General features: G+C 44.0%; 16 protein-coding genes and 1 pseudogene. 1 reads left to right on the top strand and 16 read right to left on the bottom strand.

Features of this window, described 5'->3' with window-relative positions:
- Window positions 1–105: 105 nt before the first annotated feature.
- The 9 genes from DQG23_RS03815 to DQG23_RS03775 form a co-directional block, all read right to left on the bottom strand.
- Complete coding sequence (locus tag DQG23_RS03815; protein ID WP_113029440.1) at window positions 106–498, bottom strand: SRPBCC family protein; 393 nt, start codon at window positions 496–498, stop codon at window positions 106–108.
- Window positions 495–830, bottom strand: a complete 336-nt coding sequence (locus DQG23_RS03810; RefSeq protein ID WP_113029439.1) for an ArsR/SmtB family transcription factor — start codon at window positions 828–830, stop codon at window positions 495–497. Before DQG23_RS03810 ends, DQG23_RS03815 begins: the two co-directional genes overlap by 4 nt.
- A gap of 478 nt (window positions 831–1,308) precedes the next feature.
- Window positions 1,309–2,184 (bottom strand): glycosyltransferase family 2 protein, encoded by an 876-nt coding sequence (locus DQG23_RS03805; RefSeq protein WP_238177743.1) that lies wholly within the window; start codon window positions 2,182–2,184, stop codon window positions 1,309–1,311.
- A 191-nt stretch (window positions 2,185–2,375) separates the two neighbouring features.
- Window positions 2,376–3,185 (bottom strand): NmrA family NAD(P)-binding protein, encoded by an 810-nt coding sequence (locus DQG23_RS03800; protein ID WP_113029437.1) that lies wholly within the window; start codon window positions 3,183–3,185, stop codon window positions 2,376–2,378.
- A gap of 59 nt (window positions 3,186–3,244) precedes the next feature.
- Window positions 3,245–3,697, bottom strand: coding sequence for a MarR family winged helix-turn-helix transcriptional regulator (locus tag DQG23_RS03795; protein WP_113029436.1), 453 nt, complete (start codon window positions 3,695–3,697; stop codon window positions 3,245–3,247).
- A gap of 158 nt (window positions 3,698–3,855) precedes the next feature.
- Window positions 3,856–4,302 carry a GNAT family N-acetyltransferase gene (locus DQG23_RS03790; RefSeq protein ID WP_113029435.1) on the bottom strand — a complete coding sequence of 149 codons (447 nt, stop codon included), beginning with the start codon at window positions 4,300–4,302 and terminating at the stop codon, window positions 3,856–3,858.
- Window positions 4,303–4,475: 173 nt separating this feature from the next.
- Window positions 4,476–4,898 carry a VOC family protein gene (locus DQG23_RS03785; RefSeq protein ID WP_113029434.1) on the bottom strand — a complete coding sequence of 141 codons (423 nt, stop codon included), beginning with the start codon at window positions 4,896–4,898 and terminating at the stop codon, window positions 4,476–4,478.
- 249 nt (window positions 4,899–5,147) lie between these two features.
- Window positions 5,148–6,131: an alpha/beta hydrolase family protein gene (locus DQG23_RS03780; RefSeq protein ID WP_158560283.1), complete on the bottom strand. Its 984-nt coding sequence runs from the start codon at window positions 6,129–6,131 to the stop codon at window positions 5,148–5,150.
- Between the two features lie 191 nt (window positions 6,132–6,322).
- Window positions 6,323–7,603, bottom strand: a complete 1,281-nt coding sequence (locus DQG23_RS03775) for an amidase (RefSeq protein WP_158560282.1) — start codon at window positions 7,601–7,603, stop codon at window positions 6,323–6,325.
- Window positions 7,604–7,932: 329 nt separating this feature from the next.
- Here DQG23_RS03775 and pdxR point away from each other — a divergent pair, with 329 nt between their 5' ends.
- Entirely contained in the window at window positions 7,933–9,363 is a 1,431-nt protein-coding gene (pdxR, locus tag DQG23_RS03770) for a MocR-like pyridoxine biosynthesis transcription factor PdxR (protein ID WP_113029431.1), read from the top strand.
- 187 nt (window positions 9,364–9,550) lie between these two features.
- Here the strand turns inward: pdxR and DQG23_RS03765 are convergent, their stop codons facing one another.
- From DQG23_RS03765 to DQG23_RS03730, 7 genes and pseudogenes are all read right to left on the bottom strand, one after another.
- Window positions 9,551–10,780, bottom strand: coding sequence for a benzoate/H(+) symporter BenE family transporter (locus tag DQG23_RS03765; protein WP_113029430.1), 1,230 nt, complete (start codon window positions 10,778–10,780; stop codon window positions 9,551–9,553).
- A gap of 82 nt (window positions 10,781–10,862) precedes the next feature.
- A complete protein-coding gene (locus tag DQG23_RS03760; protein ID WP_113029429.1) occupies window positions 10,863–11,405 on the bottom strand; it encodes a pyridoxamine 5'-phosphate oxidase family protein in 543 nt (180 codons plus the stop codon).
- A gap of 271 nt (window positions 11,406–11,676) precedes the next feature.
- Entirely contained in the window at window positions 11,677–12,831 is a 1,155-nt protein-coding gene (locus DQG23_RS03755; protein WP_113029428.1) for an MFS transporter, read from the bottom strand.
- 288 nt (window positions 12,832–13,119) lie between these two features.
- Window positions 13,120–13,440 carry a hypothetical protein gene (locus tag DQG23_RS43685; RefSeq protein WP_158560281.1) on the bottom strand — a complete coding sequence of 107 codons (321 nt, stop codon included), beginning with the start codon at window positions 13,438–13,440 and terminating at the stop codon, window positions 13,120–13,122.
- A gap of 509 nt (window positions 13,441–13,949) precedes the next feature.
- Complete coding sequence (locus DQG23_RS03740) at window positions 13,950–14,615, bottom strand: MBL fold metallo-hydrolase (RefSeq protein ID WP_113029425.1); 666 nt, start codon at window positions 14,613–14,615, stop codon at window positions 13,950–13,952.
- Window positions 14,616–14,803: 188 nt separating this feature from the next.
- A pseudogene (locus tag DQG23_RS03735) lies at window positions 14,804–15,564 on the bottom strand (SDR family NAD(P)-dependent oxidoreductase).
- 23 nt (window positions 15,565–15,587) lie between these two features.
- Window positions 15,588–16,067, bottom strand: coding sequence for a MarR family winged helix-turn-helix transcriptional regulator (locus DQG23_RS03730; protein WP_113029424.1), 480 nt, complete (start codon window positions 16,065–16,067; stop codon window positions 15,588–15,590).
- Window positions 16,068–16,135: the final 68 nt, after the last annotated feature.

Here is a 16,135-nt window from a genome sequence, read left to right as displayed (position 1 = left end):
GGTTGCAGCCGGTTTATGTTGATTCGCGTCAAGCGGGGTTCAACTATTGTTCTCATTCGCTTAGCATTGGATAAGGAGATACTTAAGAACGAATGGCAGATTTGGTTACAACGCCTTTTCAAACTCGCCGAACCAATTGCTCCAGCCGTACCTGGCGCCTTCGAGTCCTTGAACATTCGAAAATCCGGTTTGTTCAAGATGAAGGTTAACCTTTCCGTCCCCTAAATCCTGCAGCGTCCAAGTGACCGTATGGCGCTCGTCTCCGGTAGCCCAAGAATAGGACAACCGGTTTGGTGCTTCCACGATCAGCACTTCGCCGTCAACGATTCCATCCCAATATTCGGACGGCTGATGGCGAAACTGGAAGCGATGTCCCACGACGGGCTTAAAATCATTTTCCGTGATCCATTTAGCTAACTTGCTCGAATCGGTTAATGCGAACCAAGCCTTCTCGATCGATGTCGTGTACTGAAAATCCAAGTCTAAGGATAAACTCATTCATCTTCCTCCTCTAATAGTTGGTTCAAGCGCAACATATTCGTACTCCAGTACTTGCTATAGAAAGCCACCCAATCTTGAATTTCTCTGAGTGGAGAGGCGTTTAGCTTAAATCGCGTCTCCCTGCCGACTTTTCGGTCATGTACCAGACCGGCCTCTTTAAGGATTGTCAAATGCTTGGACACTGCAGTTCGGCCCATTCGAAACTGTGCCGTTAACTCATGAAGCGGTATCTCTTCTGCCTCTGCCTCTGCCAGCAGTCGGATCAGTCGCCTCCTGGTCGGATCTGCAATCGCATCAAACACATCCCGTAACTCGTCGTTCTCGCTCACAACACCCTCTCCAAAATATGATTATTTGTAAGTAGAAGACTTGGTGAGTACGAAGGGATAGCCGTTACTTTCACTCCCTGCTTAAAGTATGCGGTGTTTCAACGGAAACTTATTCAGCTTTCAAATACCTAAGTTCTAATCGGACACCATTTAGTGACGTTTTTATTATAGGACACCTTTTGGTGTCGTGTCAACCATTAAAAGTCAAAAAGCTCAAGAGGTTGGACTCGGATAACCCGTAGACCAACCTCTTGAGCTTTCAACATGCTTCCTTGCAATTCACGGGATCGGCGGCAATATGGGCGTCGAGCTTGCCGAGTCGCTCTAAGGTGTGACCGTCGTAGTCGGCGGCGGCGCCGTAGTAGTTGTCGTAGTTGGCGGCGGCGGTGTCGTAGTTACAGGCGGTACCGGTGGTACAGGTCTAATTCCCATGATCGTTTCCCCCTAAACTATGGTTACTTAACATGAAAAAATCCATCTAGAACAGGACTCCGAACTCCTTCATATACCAATCATCATCGTAATGTCGACGCGCAAAATAATTTCGGCGTTGTTCCAACACACCGTTTTTCAGCACGAAAGCCTCAATTTTTTCCGGATCGGAATATTTGATCAGTTTTTTGCATTTGGCAATACGCTCTTCTTTGAAGTGACTATATGCCATGCGTAAAAAATTATAATCCACGTCCTCCCACGTCAAAGTGAACGGCGGATTATCCGAGCGGAAAACATGCAGAATCGTAACGTTCGGCACAAGCATACATTTATAGCCGAACAGCCATAATTTTAGGGACATTTCCTCATCTTCTCTGCCCCAAACCCTGAAGCCTCTGTCAAATCCTCCGACATCAAAAAAAACGTTCCTCGATATCGCGAAACATCCCCCTGCCAAGTGTGACGACAGAAATTGAGAAGATTGCCGGGAATTCCATCTGGGTTCCAATTTTTCAGTCCAATGATAACCGTAACCCGCATTTCCCGGATTGGCGGCATCGCCTATACCCGGATTAGCAGCATCGGCTTTCCCGATTCGAATCGGTTCAAGAAGGCGGTCAATCCATTGATCTTCGAAAAAAAGATGGGCATCGCAGAAAATCAAATATTCTCCTGTGGCCTGTTCGGCTCCGCAATTACGGGCCATAGCCACTCCGAGTCCCCCAGACGATCGGACAAGTTTGATTTGAGATCCGTACTCCGAAGTTTCGAGGAAATCACAGCAATGATCCGTTGAGCCGTCATCGACGATAATGATTTCGAGCGGACACTCCGTTTTAACCTGCAACGCCGATTGAACGGTTCGACATAGATGGGATCCTTCGTTCTTGACGGGAATAATCAACGATACCAAGGGCATGTTCCCACTACACATCTCATGCACCTCCTCCGAATGACGATTCCAAACCGTAATCTATGTCTATTCCATACAAAGCTTCAGCGGATTGGATTTTAGCCTCTTTTTCAATAAAATGGGTACCCTAAAGATTCGTCACCATGCACTGAATCCTTCTCCTTTCGTACGATTTTTATCTATCTGCAATTTGCAAGCTATACAAATAAGCTTCGCACCGCATCGTGAACCGTTCGGAGCGGCCGTCCGACAAGCCTTCTCAAATCGGGGGAAACGCTTTTCATATCCGAATAAGGCAAAAGCCCGAAAAGCTCGTTGAACGCAGCGGGATCCGAAATATGGACAACGCGGCGGCCGCTCGCTTCCGTAAGCGCATGTGCAAGATCGTCCATTTTCCATACTTTTGTGGCGGTCATTTCATAGGTTCGGTTTTCATGCCCAGCCTCCGTAAGAACGGTAACAGCCGCTTGAGCTAGATCTTCCCTGTCTGCCGTATTAAACGTCCATTCTCCCGGCGGACTTACCAGTTTTCCGCTTGAAACGGCCTCGCGGACACGCAGCATATGAATGATATCCATGTAAAAAGCGTTTCGCAAAATCGTATAAGGGATGCCGGATTCGCGGATTACCTGCTCGGTCTCAAGATGAAGCCGGTGCTCAGGCAGCCGACCTTTATCCGCATAAGCGATGCTTGTGTATGCGATATGCCCTACCCCAGCACGTTGTGCGGCATGAATGGCTGCAGTATGCTGCTTAAAACGTACGGTATCGTCGCGATGGGGAGAGGATATGAGCAGCAGCTTTGAAACGTCTTTAAAGCATCGCTCGAGTGAAGCATGCTCGTCATAATCGCAATATTTTACTGCAACTCCTTGCTCCGTCAGATGGACGGCCTTTTCCGGCCTGCGTACGCCGACGATGATGTCATTCGGATTTTCCCTGTAAAGCAGCTGCCGTAACACGATACTTCCCAGTTTTCCCGTTGCGCCGGTCAAAGCGATTTTCATAGTTCCAACCTCCGCTTAATTTAGTTAAATGTTTAACTATATAACCAAAAAGAAAAGGCTTATTCCGCCTCTCCGCTCAATTTGCTCATTAAGGACAGCAGATGCCGCATTTCCGTTTCGTCCAGCATACTCATATTCTTCGCGATCACTTCCCGGTTACCCGGCAGTTCGGCCCATAACAGGTTTTCTCCTTCGGGAGTCAGCGCGATGCTTCTTTTTCTCCCGTCTTCCGGGTGGCCGGTTATTTGAATATATCCTTGTTCCTCCAACGGGACGAGCAGGACGCTTATATTGGCTCTCGTCACACCGATCCGGTCGGCGAGTACGGAAGGCAATATCGAACCGCCCTCCTTGGCGATTTCAACCAGCAGACGAATGCGTGCTCCGTTCAAACCTTTGGACGACCAATATTTCTCCGAATGGCCGATCAACCGCGACGTCGCATCGACCATCGCAAAAAAAGTCTGCACTTCGAGCGGATGCTTCGACACGTACTCCCGAATCGATTTCATATATCCTTGACCTCAGATAGTTAAATGTTTAATCATATGATAAAATTACCGTAAAACAGTTCGGCTGTCAATTGCAGAAACAATAACGTTTTCAGGTTTGTTATACTTCGGTAAGCTCCTTAGTCGTCCATCCTTACCAATTAAATGATGATTATTTATTAATTGAACTTTTTTATAAAGTTTTTTTGATCCTTTGTAAACGTATAGCCGTGTCGTTCGTAGAACCTGTGTGCTTGTACTCGACTTGGATGGGATAAAAGTTTAATCCCCGAAAATCCGTTGTTCTGTCCCCACTGCTCTAGTCGTTTTATCAAAATGCTGCCTATACCTTGTTTTCTATACTTTTCTTTAACAACAAATCCTAAGATGTTTACTAAAGAGTCGGAAAAAAGCAACTCGTATGGGCTCCCATGAATATAGCCTATTACTTCGTTGTTCTCTTCATAAACAAAGATGATATCATTTGTTTTCTCTTTAATGAACGCAATCTTCGCTTTTACCTTTTCTTCAGAAAACGAAAACAAATTCGGGTTAAAGTCTTGATTTAACAGGTAAATAGCTTGATAATCGGTTACCTTAATTTCCCTAACATTTATGTCATTCATTTTTGTAACCCCCAATTCGAAATAGTATCGCGAGAACCTGAAAGTAACACCTTCATAACATGCAGTAAACCCAGCCTAGGTTATGGGCCGGGTTACGAACGAAACGCCATATTCATTGCTTCAACCCATACCGAATTTTGTGCAGGCATTACTGCATGTAGTTTATTTATACTTTAGCTTTCGATTTCCGTATAAATTTGAAAGGTGACGCCGAATTTGTCAGTTACATCACCAAAACCCGGGCTAAAAGCTTCTTCTCCAAACGGCATATTAACGTGACCGTTTTGCTGTAAGGCTTCAAAAAATCGTTTTGATTTTTCTACGCTGTTAGTTGAAATGCAAATTGTGACCTGTTTACCCTTTGGAATCGTCGAACCGCTTGGTGCATCCGATAACATGAGTTCCGACTCACCAACTCGCAACTTTGCGTGTGCCACAAGATTCTTTAGGTCATCATTGAACGTATCGGGCATTTCCGGCATCTCTCCGTAAGTAATGATAGAGAGAACTTCGGCATCAAGTGCATGTTCATAAAACTGAATCGCTTCCCTCGCGTTCCCTTCCATATTTAGATAAGGGGTAAGTTTTACTGTCATTTTTGGTCAACTCCTTTTTTTCTAGCGTAGCATATAATTACTGCTTGGATTTCTTTTCGATTGCTATCTTGAATGAGCTATTTCGTTGATAATGACATCCATAGCAATATCCCTCGTTTTCTTACTACCAGCAGTCTGCCCCATATCGGCACTTTCTCGATCTGATTGCAAATAGAGCTCGAATTCCCGTTCTTTCTAAATACAACAATTTACGCCTGATTTAACTAAATCCGCATAACTCTAACTCAGTTAGATGGGATCACCTTCACAATTAATAGGAACGACCGTTCCGCTTAACTGCAATGCTAATGTCTGCGGCAAGTGATCGCTTTGCAAGACCCTTTCCATGAACACCGTCATTGCTTCAACTGTAACGGTATGGACCTGGACAGCATGAAGATCACCGTAGTGGAGGGGCACATCGGAGAATGACATATGTTTCGCTCCGTTTATTCGATATAAGCTAGAATTCTTTAGGGCCTTGAACGCTTTACGCTGTCCCTCGAGATAGTCGAATGCGATTTTCTCATTTGTGATTGCAGCCAACGCTTCATAGGTCGAAGCTTCTTGCCGCAACACCAAAACCGGAACAGAGGACGTTACTCCATCCCAACGGATGAGATGAAAGCTAGGATCGAGGAGGATAGCGGCCTTAATGCGATTATCCAGCTTGGCTGCTTCGAGGACGGCAGCGCCGCCCAGCGAATGCCCGACTGCAGCAACGTTCCCCAGATCGAATAGTCCTGCCAACTCCGGATCGGATCGGTTTAGAGTATCAATATATTCCAGAACTACACTAATTAACTGAGAACGACTTTCCAGGAGGAGGTACCAGCCATTATAATCGGAACTCTTTAGTTCGGACATGTCTTTCCCTTGAATAATAAAGCTACCATCAGGATATACGGTAAACATAGATTCGTATGGGGCGCTAATAGTGACGATAATATATCCCTTCGGTACAAGATTCGAGATTATCCCAAGATACATATCGCGTTCTATACCAAAACCCGGTGACAAGAGAACGGTTGGCCATGCCCCTACTTTTGTAACTGCTGTACCACTTGTCATCAATTCATCGGTGACGTTCAGATTTTCGAGGTCGACACCCATTTCTCTTAAAAGAGATGCTGCTTCCGCCTGACAAGGTGCGTACAGGTCTAGCCCTCTAAGTGGGCTCCCACCGGTCGATGGGTAAAAAATGCTGATGGCAAGACGTGGGTTCTGTTCCAAAACGCGTATGGTTCTCCCGATCATCTTATCACTCCATTCGTGAATGCTTCAAACCCCATCTTTTTTTAACATTGCATTTATTTCAGTGCTATCCTGCCTCTTACTTTATTGAAACAAGCAGCCGATCATTCTTGCGGGCTGCCAGCATGTTCATATTTAGCTATCGTCCCCTTCGTAGCAAACGACTCTTTTTATTCAGAAGACAAACTACGTTTTATTGCTTTTGTCCAAAACAATAGCTCTTCATCATTCCCATGACTATCAATACATTGGAAACCTAGAGGCATCCCATCAATTTTTGTTAAGGGTATGCTGATCGTTGGGAGTCCTGCGTAAGTCCAGATTGCGGTCATCCCTGCCCAACCCGTTTTTTCGAAGCCTTTTGGTGCCACTCCTCCTTGAGCGGGCGAAACCCACAAATCAATACCATACTTCATTTTGGTTTGTTCCAAATCATTTCTTAATACCATTTGTCCAATGCGGTATTTTTCTAATTCCTCCAATAGCACGGTTTGACCCTTTATAATAGCATCTTTTACTGAAGAGCCATAAAGATGTTCATATTGTCGAAACCAGGTTTCATGAATCTGTGCCATTTCTCCATGAACCATTCTAATCATGGAGTCGCCGGCAATGAAGGCATCCTCCCACGGCATATCGACATGGCGAATGGAGTACCCGGCTTTCTCTAATAATTCGAGTTGATTTTTAAAAACTCGTCTAACATCCTCGGACATGAAATTCATAAACATGCCATTTGGAACACCAAGTATAGGCTTTTTTTCCGAAAAGAAAGGGCGCCAGTTAGGAATTAGATGAGAGCTTGCAAATTGCATACTTTCAATGTCCTGTGTGAAAAATCCGATTGTATCAAAAGAGGGCGCCATTAGTATAGCTCCATCTAATGTGACACGGTCATAGCTTGGTTTAAACCCAACCACACCGCAAAATGAGGCCGGAGCAATAACCGATCGAAGGGTCTGAGTGCCGACTGCTATCGGACAAATTCCAGCTGCAACCGAAGCGGCTGATCCCATGCTTGAGCCGCCAGGCGTATGTTCAATGTTATGTGGATTACGGGTAGGTGTTATGCTATGATAGGCAAATTCTTCTGTAACCGTTTTTCCTGCAATTAGCGCCCCCATTGATCGTATTTTTGATATAAAGGAGCCTTCTCTCGATGTCAAAGTAAGAGAAGGCAGTTTGGAACCTGCCTGCGTTTGAAAACCATTAACATGTATTAAATCCTTGATTGCAAAGGGAACGCCAAAAAAAGCCGGTCTCTCATATTGATTAGGGAACTTTTCTAATAAATCGTTAGCATCATTAAATAAGCGTTCTTTGAAATCCCGCTCGGGAATAAAAGCGTTTACATGCGGTTCGACTTCAGTGTATCGGCCATACAAATTTGCTAGTTTATCCGTTAACGAAACATTATTCATGTCCACTAAAGATGCCTGTTGAAGGAACACTGCCATCCCCTCCAATCTAAAGCCAGTTCAAGATCAGAAACAGAAATTTCCGTGTATTCAATACCTTCAATATAGTTCTCTTCCAAACGGATTCTCCTTTCAGATCCCATATTTTGGGCAAAGTAGGTTTACGCTCATTTTATCAAACGTTTGTTCCCGTGTAAATATTTACCTATTTTGCGAAACTATCGATTCATATCGGCAGCCTCTCTCTTGTTGTTAAAGGACGATTGTCATGTTAGGATATCAATCATTGGATTGCAATACATTTCAGTTCTCTTATATTTAATAAAGTCCATATATAAGATTGAAACACTGGAGGAGAACGAGTGCTTAAAATAAACCGAGATGACGAACGTCCTATCTGGCAGCAATTGCTGGATCAAGCGATCCATAATATAACAACCGGAAAATGGCCGCCAGGCGAATTGCTGCTCCCCTCCCGCGAACTCGCTCTGTTGATTGGCGTTTCCCGTTCAACCATACAGATTGTTTACGAGGAATTATTCAGCCGCGGTTACACCGTAACCTCTCGTCGCGGCGGGACAAGAGTCAGCGAATGGACATATGCTTCTCGTCCTACGGAGGAAGCTGCGACTCTAGGTCCCATTCCGCCCGATTTGCCTTTATTAAACGCTGCAGTCGGCCATTTGCACGGCTGGTTCGGAGACAAACGACATCGACATGTTGAGATCGATTTCAGTCCCCATGAACCCTATTTGGACGATCAATTTCAGAAAAATTGGAGGCATTCCTTTTTACAAGCCTCTTCAGAAACAGACCTGGACAATTGGGCTTACGGCGACGCCTATGGATTTTTGCCGTTACGGGAACAGATTCAACGTTATTTGTCGCTCGAACGGGGTGTTCATGTAAATATCGATCAAATCCTATTAACCTCAGGCGCACAACATAGCATCGATTTGATCGCTCAAGCCCTGTTACATGAAGGAGAAACGGTTTCGGTTGAAGATCCCGGCTTCCCTGCAGCCTGGATGGCGATGAAGTATCGGCGAATGCAAGTGGTATCCGTTCCGGTCGACGAGTATGGCCTATGTGTAGACCGCATTCACCCTCAATCCAAGCTTGTGTATGTTACTCCATCGCACCAGTGTGCTGTTGGCGTTATTATGTCGGAACCACGCAGGCAGCAATTGTTGCATATGGCAGCTCAACAGAGGTTCTGGATGGTTGAGGATGATTATGACAGCGAATTTCGTTATCGCGGCGACCCGCTTCCAACCTTATTCAGTCAGCGGCCTCAGAACACGCTGTATATGATGAGTTTTTCCAAAATGGTTGCTCCCGGTATTCGGATTTCGGCAATCATCGGTCCCAAAGATGCCATTCGTCAGCTTGCTCAAGTCCATGGATTCACCTATCGTCATCTTCCGATTATGGAGCAATTAACGCTTTCGCATTTTATAGAACGCGGTCATTTCATGCGCCATATGAGACGAGTTCGAAATGTATATCGGCGCAGGCACGAAGCCATGACGAAGGCCATTATCACGACAGGTCTGAGTGAACGCTTCACGCTGAGCGGCGTAGAAACAGGGCTGCATATGCTTCTAGAGGCCGATAAATCGTTTGACGAACAAGCAGGAACGAACTTAGCGCTCGAAAATGGAATCCGCGTTTATCCGCTCAGCAGGTATTGTTTGGAAAGCGATCGAAAAGGATGGGTACTGGGATTTGCAAAAGTAGATGAAGCTGCCATTGAAAAAGGCATTTATCGTTTGGCAGGGATGCTTAAATAATACAAGCACCCTGCCAGATTTTTTCTTTCAAGTCGATTTTTGCTGCCAGTCAGTTGCTTCTGCACATAACCTAGCATGTAGATCACACGGTCAATTTCATCGTTGAATGCAAATAAGCTAGGCATATTCGAATGACTGCTCCCCCCCGGCAAGACAGCAGTCCGTTCAGCATCCATATTCATACTTCTTATTGTTTTTGTTCGGATTGTTGTGTTCCGCTCGGCTTGTATGGCTTTATTTGAAATTTCCCATGAATCCATAGATGTGCTGCCAAACCCGCGACAAGCCCCCAAAATGCCCCGCCGACGCCAAGCAAAGTCACATTCGCGGCTGTTGCCAGAAACGTAATCAATGCGGTCTCACGTCCCTTGGGATCCGTTAAAGCGTTGGCAAGACTCCCGCCAATTGTACCAAGCAATGCCAATCCCGCTAACGTTGCGATAAAGGTAGCGGGAAGAATCAAAAACAGAGCAGCCAACGTCACGCCAAAAATGCCGACAACTATGTAGAAAATGCCACAGGCAATGCCTGCAAGATAACGTTTGGCCGAATCCTCATGCGCATCTTTTCCTGTGCAAATCGCTGCTGTAATGGCTGCCACATTAAAAGCGTGTGAGCCGAACGGTGCTGCAAGGAGCGATCCTAAACCCGTTATAAGCAAAATCGGATTCGCGCTCGTCTTAAATCCGTCATTCCGCAACACGAGCATGCCAGGCATATATTGTCCCGTCAAGGTAATAACAAACAGCGGCAATGCAACGCCCAGTATGGAATGCAGCGAAAACTTCGGAACGACAAATTCCGGGGATGCAATTGCCAATTGGATCGTGCTGAAATCCGCCTTCCCCATACCAATCAAATACATCAGTCCGATGAACATTATCCCTACTATCGCATATCGGGATGTAAACCTTCTTAGCACGACATAAGCGGCAAACAGAATCACGACCAGCAAGGGGTCAACTTTCGCGCCACCAAAAGCCGATATGCCAAACTGCAGTAAAATGCCTGCCAGCAGCCCGGAAGCGATACCTGGAGGAATAAGCCGGACGAAACGTTCAAACATTCCGGATAATCCTAAAACGATAAAGCCTGCAGCTGAAATCATGTAAGCACCGATTGCTTCCGGATAAGGAGTAACTGCCAATGCCGAAACAAGAAAAGCCACGCCAGGTGTTGACCATGCCGTAATAATCGGTTCCCGGTACCGATAGCTTAGCCAAATTCCGGTTATACCCACACCAATGGAAATCGACCAAATCCAAGACGCGGTCATTTCGGGGCTTAAACCCGCGACTTTTGCTGCCTGAAATACGAGAATAAAAGTTCCTCCGTAGTTAACAATGACAGATATTAATGCGGCTATGGCCGGCGATATCAAATCGCGGCCGCGCAGCGAAGCGGATGTTGTGTTCATTCGTGTTCTCCTGCCTCTTCAAGAAACGATTTTCAACTAAAATACAAATGCTGCCGCACAAGTAACGACAGCATTTGTATGACTAATGCGATACGTTTTTTCCTGGCTTGAACATTTTTACTTCTTCAATCGGATTTTCTTTCGCGCTGATATGATGGGGATCAATGCGGTAAACCTGAACCGGACCGCCGAAAACGGCCGATCGATATTTGTCGACATGCTGCTGGGGCAACGGCCGATTATAATAGCCTGGCACATACTTATCCATCATTTCTTGCAGCATGTGTGTAGCCTCATCCAAATCGACGATCGGCTGCGCCTTCCCAAAAATCATTACACTCATATACGCGGTATCCGTCTTGGCCGGCACCGGATCCGTAATCGTTCCATATTCTTCGCAAACCGTAAAACAAACCTCCGGATTCGCACTCATAACCTGATTTCGTCTCCCGCCGGTGGCGCCATGGAAATAAAGCTTACCGTTCGTCCAAACAAAATTGAGCGGAACGACATACGGCAAATGACCGTCGGACATGCCCAGATGTCCAATTCGAGCTTGCTGCAAAAATGTTTCAATCTTGTCCTTGTCCAACACTTCTCTTATCTTGTAACGTACCCCTTCCATAGTATCTCCTCCTATAGTTTTGAAGTATTATGCAAGTTTATCAGCCATTGGAATGATTATAAACGTCCAAAATTGCCGTAATTGGGCAATCCATATTTCTAACATAGCAAGGCTCCATTAAGATAGACTTTACATAGATGTAAGCGAACAGCTGTAAGGGAAACGGTTAGCTTTTTCTTGTACTATTCCAGAAAACCTTACAAATTCAAATAAAAAAAGCCGATCGACGTATTACATATCGATCGGCGATTTGATTGTATGGAATCGGATTTTATGATTTCTTTTCCTGTAAATAATCCTTATAAACCAATAAAGCAACAACAATAAAGCTTATACTAACAATCCTAAAGATTGAACCTACACTAATCCATTTCGCTAATATGCCTAGCGTAAATGCGCTTATTCCAACGCCGACATCGAAACTGGAGAAAAACGTTGCATTAGCGGCTCCGCTTTTTTCTTTACTCACCTTCTGCACAGCCCACGTTTGTAAAGACGGCATTACAGTGCCATATCCAGCGCCAAATAAAATCGCGGCAGTAATCAAATGAAAATCATTTGTTGCGTATGACAATACGATCATGGATAAAAACCCCAGCACAGCGGAGCTAATGATAATAGACCAAGGGCCTTTCCTGTCGTACCATTTCCCGGTAAATGGTCGAATTATCGTCGCCCCGGTTGCATTAATTAGGTAAAACAGAAAAATGTGAGACAACCCTTGTTGTTTACCGAATAAAACTAAAAAAGTAAGAATTGCCCCAAAAGCAAGTGTAGTGATCACCGCAAGCAATGCAGGAAACCATGCCTCTTTTTCAAAAATCATGCTGAAAAATCGGAACGGTTGTTTCTCACCTTTTTCAAATTCCGGTGCGGGTATGAATAAAAGCGTAATTACCGCCAATAAACTTATCATTGCAGATGACCCAATTAAAGCTTCAAAGGAATAAGAATCGTATATATATAACCCTAAGCTCGGGGCTATAATCGCTCCGACTGTTGTGGAAACGGAGAAATAACCCATGCCTTCCCCCAACCGCTTCTTAGGGATCAAATCAACCGCGATCGTACTGTTAGCCGTTGTAGAACCACCCCATGCAATGCCATGGAAGATTCGCAACAATAGAAACAGCCATACCACCTGGAGAAACGGATACAAGATTGTAAAAATCATTAAAGCTGCGCACGCGGCAACAGCCAGCGGTTTTCGCCGATTCCCTATTAAATAGTACCCGACAAAAGGCCTGATACATACAGCGCCGACCGTAAATAGCGATGTTACCAATCCTACTTGAACGGAAGATGCGTTAATCGTTAACAGATAAGCCGGCAATATGGGGAGCAGCATTTCAAACCCGATAAATACAAAAAAGTTGCTCACAAACAGCAGAACAAATGATGTCGTATATATATGTTTATTCTCCATCGTTACTTTCCTCGCTTCTAAATTAGATTGTTAATCTAGAAGCGAGGAAAACACGGAAACGTTTTTCAATTGTCTAAGCTTTTTAGACAATTGTTTCACCCTCTCTATTTGTCATTGATAAATTGAGTCTTCTACATAAAGACATTCAACTTATAACATGACATTTTAATTTATATTATTATCAATTGCAATGACAAGAAACTTTCATACAACAAAAAGACCGCGTTTTGAGCGGTCTTTAAAGAGACGATGTTCTTGTCGCTCGACAAAGGGCGACTTCAAGCCAGTTTACTGTGAAGCCATTTTATTAATTATCCAATCTAATAACATCTGACTTCCCTTTTGCATTGTAGCTGAGCCATTAATAATCATATCTGCATGCCACCGAGTGGGCTCAACATAAATATCATGTCGATACCTTACCAAATCAAGGTATTCACGTATTGCTTCTTCACTGGTATATCTTCCATCAGAGAACTTCCCTAGTCTTCTAACGAGTCTTTCATCTGCTTGGCAATCAATATATATTTTATAATCAATACTTTCTCTAAGTTGTGGGAAATGTCGGCAGCCTTTGAAGGTGTTTATTGATGTGCTCTTGTTAATCAACCATTTAGAGATTTACTTTCTTTTTATTAATTTATGAATGCTCGACGGCTGTAAGCCTGCTTGAATGAGCAATTTCATATTGAACCCTGATTTCCCATAACTTAAACGATACCAGTAGTAATTTATATATTCTATCACGGAAAAAACATAAATGAACATACTTACGATAAGGTCTCTTTTATTCTGTGCGAGCATGATCATTATTATGATTACGAACACAGCTAGAATAATATTCGTTCTTCTAAGCAAAATCAGGGTTTTCAGTATTAATAATGGTTTCTCTTTACCTGTTGAATATGATCTAAATACCCAATACAAGACACCTTGAACTAATAGAAACACTAGGAATGATAGCGCAAACAAGCTCGCAGTTCCTAAATCTAAATACATTTTATATACAACCAAAAAACATATGGCGGCTGCTAACTCACCCAATGCAAGATTCAATAGGTGTTTTCTTAGTTTTCTCATAAACCTCCGCTCCAAGGCACATCAACAGCATTTCATCTTTACAGCCCCTGGCTAAGTCTTAGTATCTGTTCATTAATATTTAATGTACTCAATCCCCCGTGATAACAAACAACGGATGCAATGTCGAAGTCTACATACTTTTTCAAAGAGAGCTGTGCTGCATGCATGTCCGGAGTCGTCGGGATATGAATTCCCTCGAGAACTCCATTTACACTGTACATCGAATCCCCGGCTATTAGAGTCTTACTTTCCCTTAAATAAAGGCTGATATGTCCGGGAGTGTGACCAGGCGTGTGAATGACGCGAATCCCGCCGCAAAACGGCAGCTCCTGACCGTCTATCAAAGTATCGTCCACTCTCCCCTTCGGGGGATTCTCGAGGTGACCGTCTTTTAAAAGTGGTATCTCCCCCTGAATATACGACTTGTCCAGCTCATGTGCATAAACGGTAACATGATTGCCGCAATCCTGCAAAATCTCAGGAAGACTGCCTATATGATCCATATCCTGATGCGTCAAAATCACAACTTTTAGTTTGTCTAGCGACACTCCCACCTTATCCATGGCAGCGCATAAATCTTCAAATTGTCCTGGGAATCCTGTGTCAATTAAAACAGCCATTTCTCCATCCCACAAAAGAATCGGATGAATATTATTCCCATGAAAATCTATATGAAGCATTTCTACTCCCTTTGCAATTTCCATAATATTAGACCTCCAAAATTTATTTTATACGTAAAAAAATATTATTATGTAAAGATGTTGTTGTCAACATCTATAAAATCCTTATGTTTATGAAGAAAAGGCCGCCGATCTACCGGCAGCCTGTGTAATGTCGCTATCGTTTTCGTTTGTTTTGTCGAAAAGAATGGCAATACTAAGATTTTCAATATCTAGCTTCTTGTCCTCGACGCATACGGATAAATCGGATCTCTTAATTCGAAGTCATACGTTTTTTCATTCACAATTCCAACAACTTTTTCACTGTCATAAAGCTCCAACATAAATCCATCCATTTCTTTTGCAGTATGATATTTCGGAACGACTCCTTTATAATGAAACTCCTCTAAGTCCAAAGCACGCTTAATAAATTCCGTCTCCGTTGAAGCGGGAGCCAGCACTTTTACTCGCATGACCGCTCCTTTGTCTTTCAATTCTTGTGCGAGACCTTCGCTAAAGGCACTTACATAGAACTTTGTCGCACAGTAGGTCACGGCATTGCCGACGATTTGGTATCCGCCGCCTGAAGAAATATTGATGATTTGCGATCCTTCAACATTTGCATAATCACGTACATAAAGCGTTGACAGAACGGTTAAAGCTTCGATATGCAAGTGAAGCATCGACTCCATTCTTTTCAAATTTTGTTCCCCAACGGAAGCAAAGCTTCCGATCCCAGCATTGTTGATCCAGGTCTCGATCTGATATTGCTGTAGACTTTCGTAGAATTCATAAACATTAGCAGAAACAGACAAGTCAACGGTTCGAATGACAACGTCCAGGTTCGGGTTCATGTTAGCCACTTCTGATTTCAGTTTTCCAGTGCCGCCGTTCTGCGAGCTGCTAGGATTAAGTTTTTACCGCAAGCCGCAAAAGCAAGAGCCGCCTCATAACCAATTCCCGAACTGGCTCCAGTAATAACCGTATATTTCATATACAATCCTCCTCAGCGCTTATTTATTTCTCAAAGCTTCGCAGATATAATTCCTGTTGTTTGAGCATATACTCCGAAGTTTTTCTCATCATCTCGGTAAAGAGCAGGCTTTCTTCCTCCCCAAGATGCTGAACGAGACCCACGAACATATTTAGACGGGCCTCATTAATTCCTTGTATATACTGGACACCTTTATCCGAAAGCCGGATTCTGACAACCCGCCGATCGGCAGGATCGGCATGACGCTCGACAAGCTCCTGTGCTTCCAAACTGTTTATATGCTGCGTTACCGTCGGCGATGTTACATTCAGCTTTCCGCTTATTTCTGAAACCATCAATCCTTGACTGTCATCTCTTACATTCATGCTGATGAAATAGAGAACCATGATCTCGCCTGGCTTTTGATTGTACAATGAGCGATTCTGCATCATATTTCCGCTTACTTGCGATTGGAAGTACGATTCCATTAACTGCGTCGCTATTTTCTTCTGCTTATCCACCATTTCATTCACTCCCTAAATACAAATATAGGTTAAGGTTGCCATGATGCGCCTGATCGAAGTTGAGAAAG

Origin of the sequence: Paenibacillus contaminans, from assembly GCF_003285015.1 — a bacterium.
Taxonomy (GTDB): Bacteria; Bacillota; Bacilli; order Paenibacillales; family NBRC-103111; genus Paenibacillus_V; species Paenibacillus_V contaminans.
The sequence above is the reverse complement of the archived record's forward strand: the minus strand, read 5'-3'. Positions and strand labels throughout refer to the sequence as shown.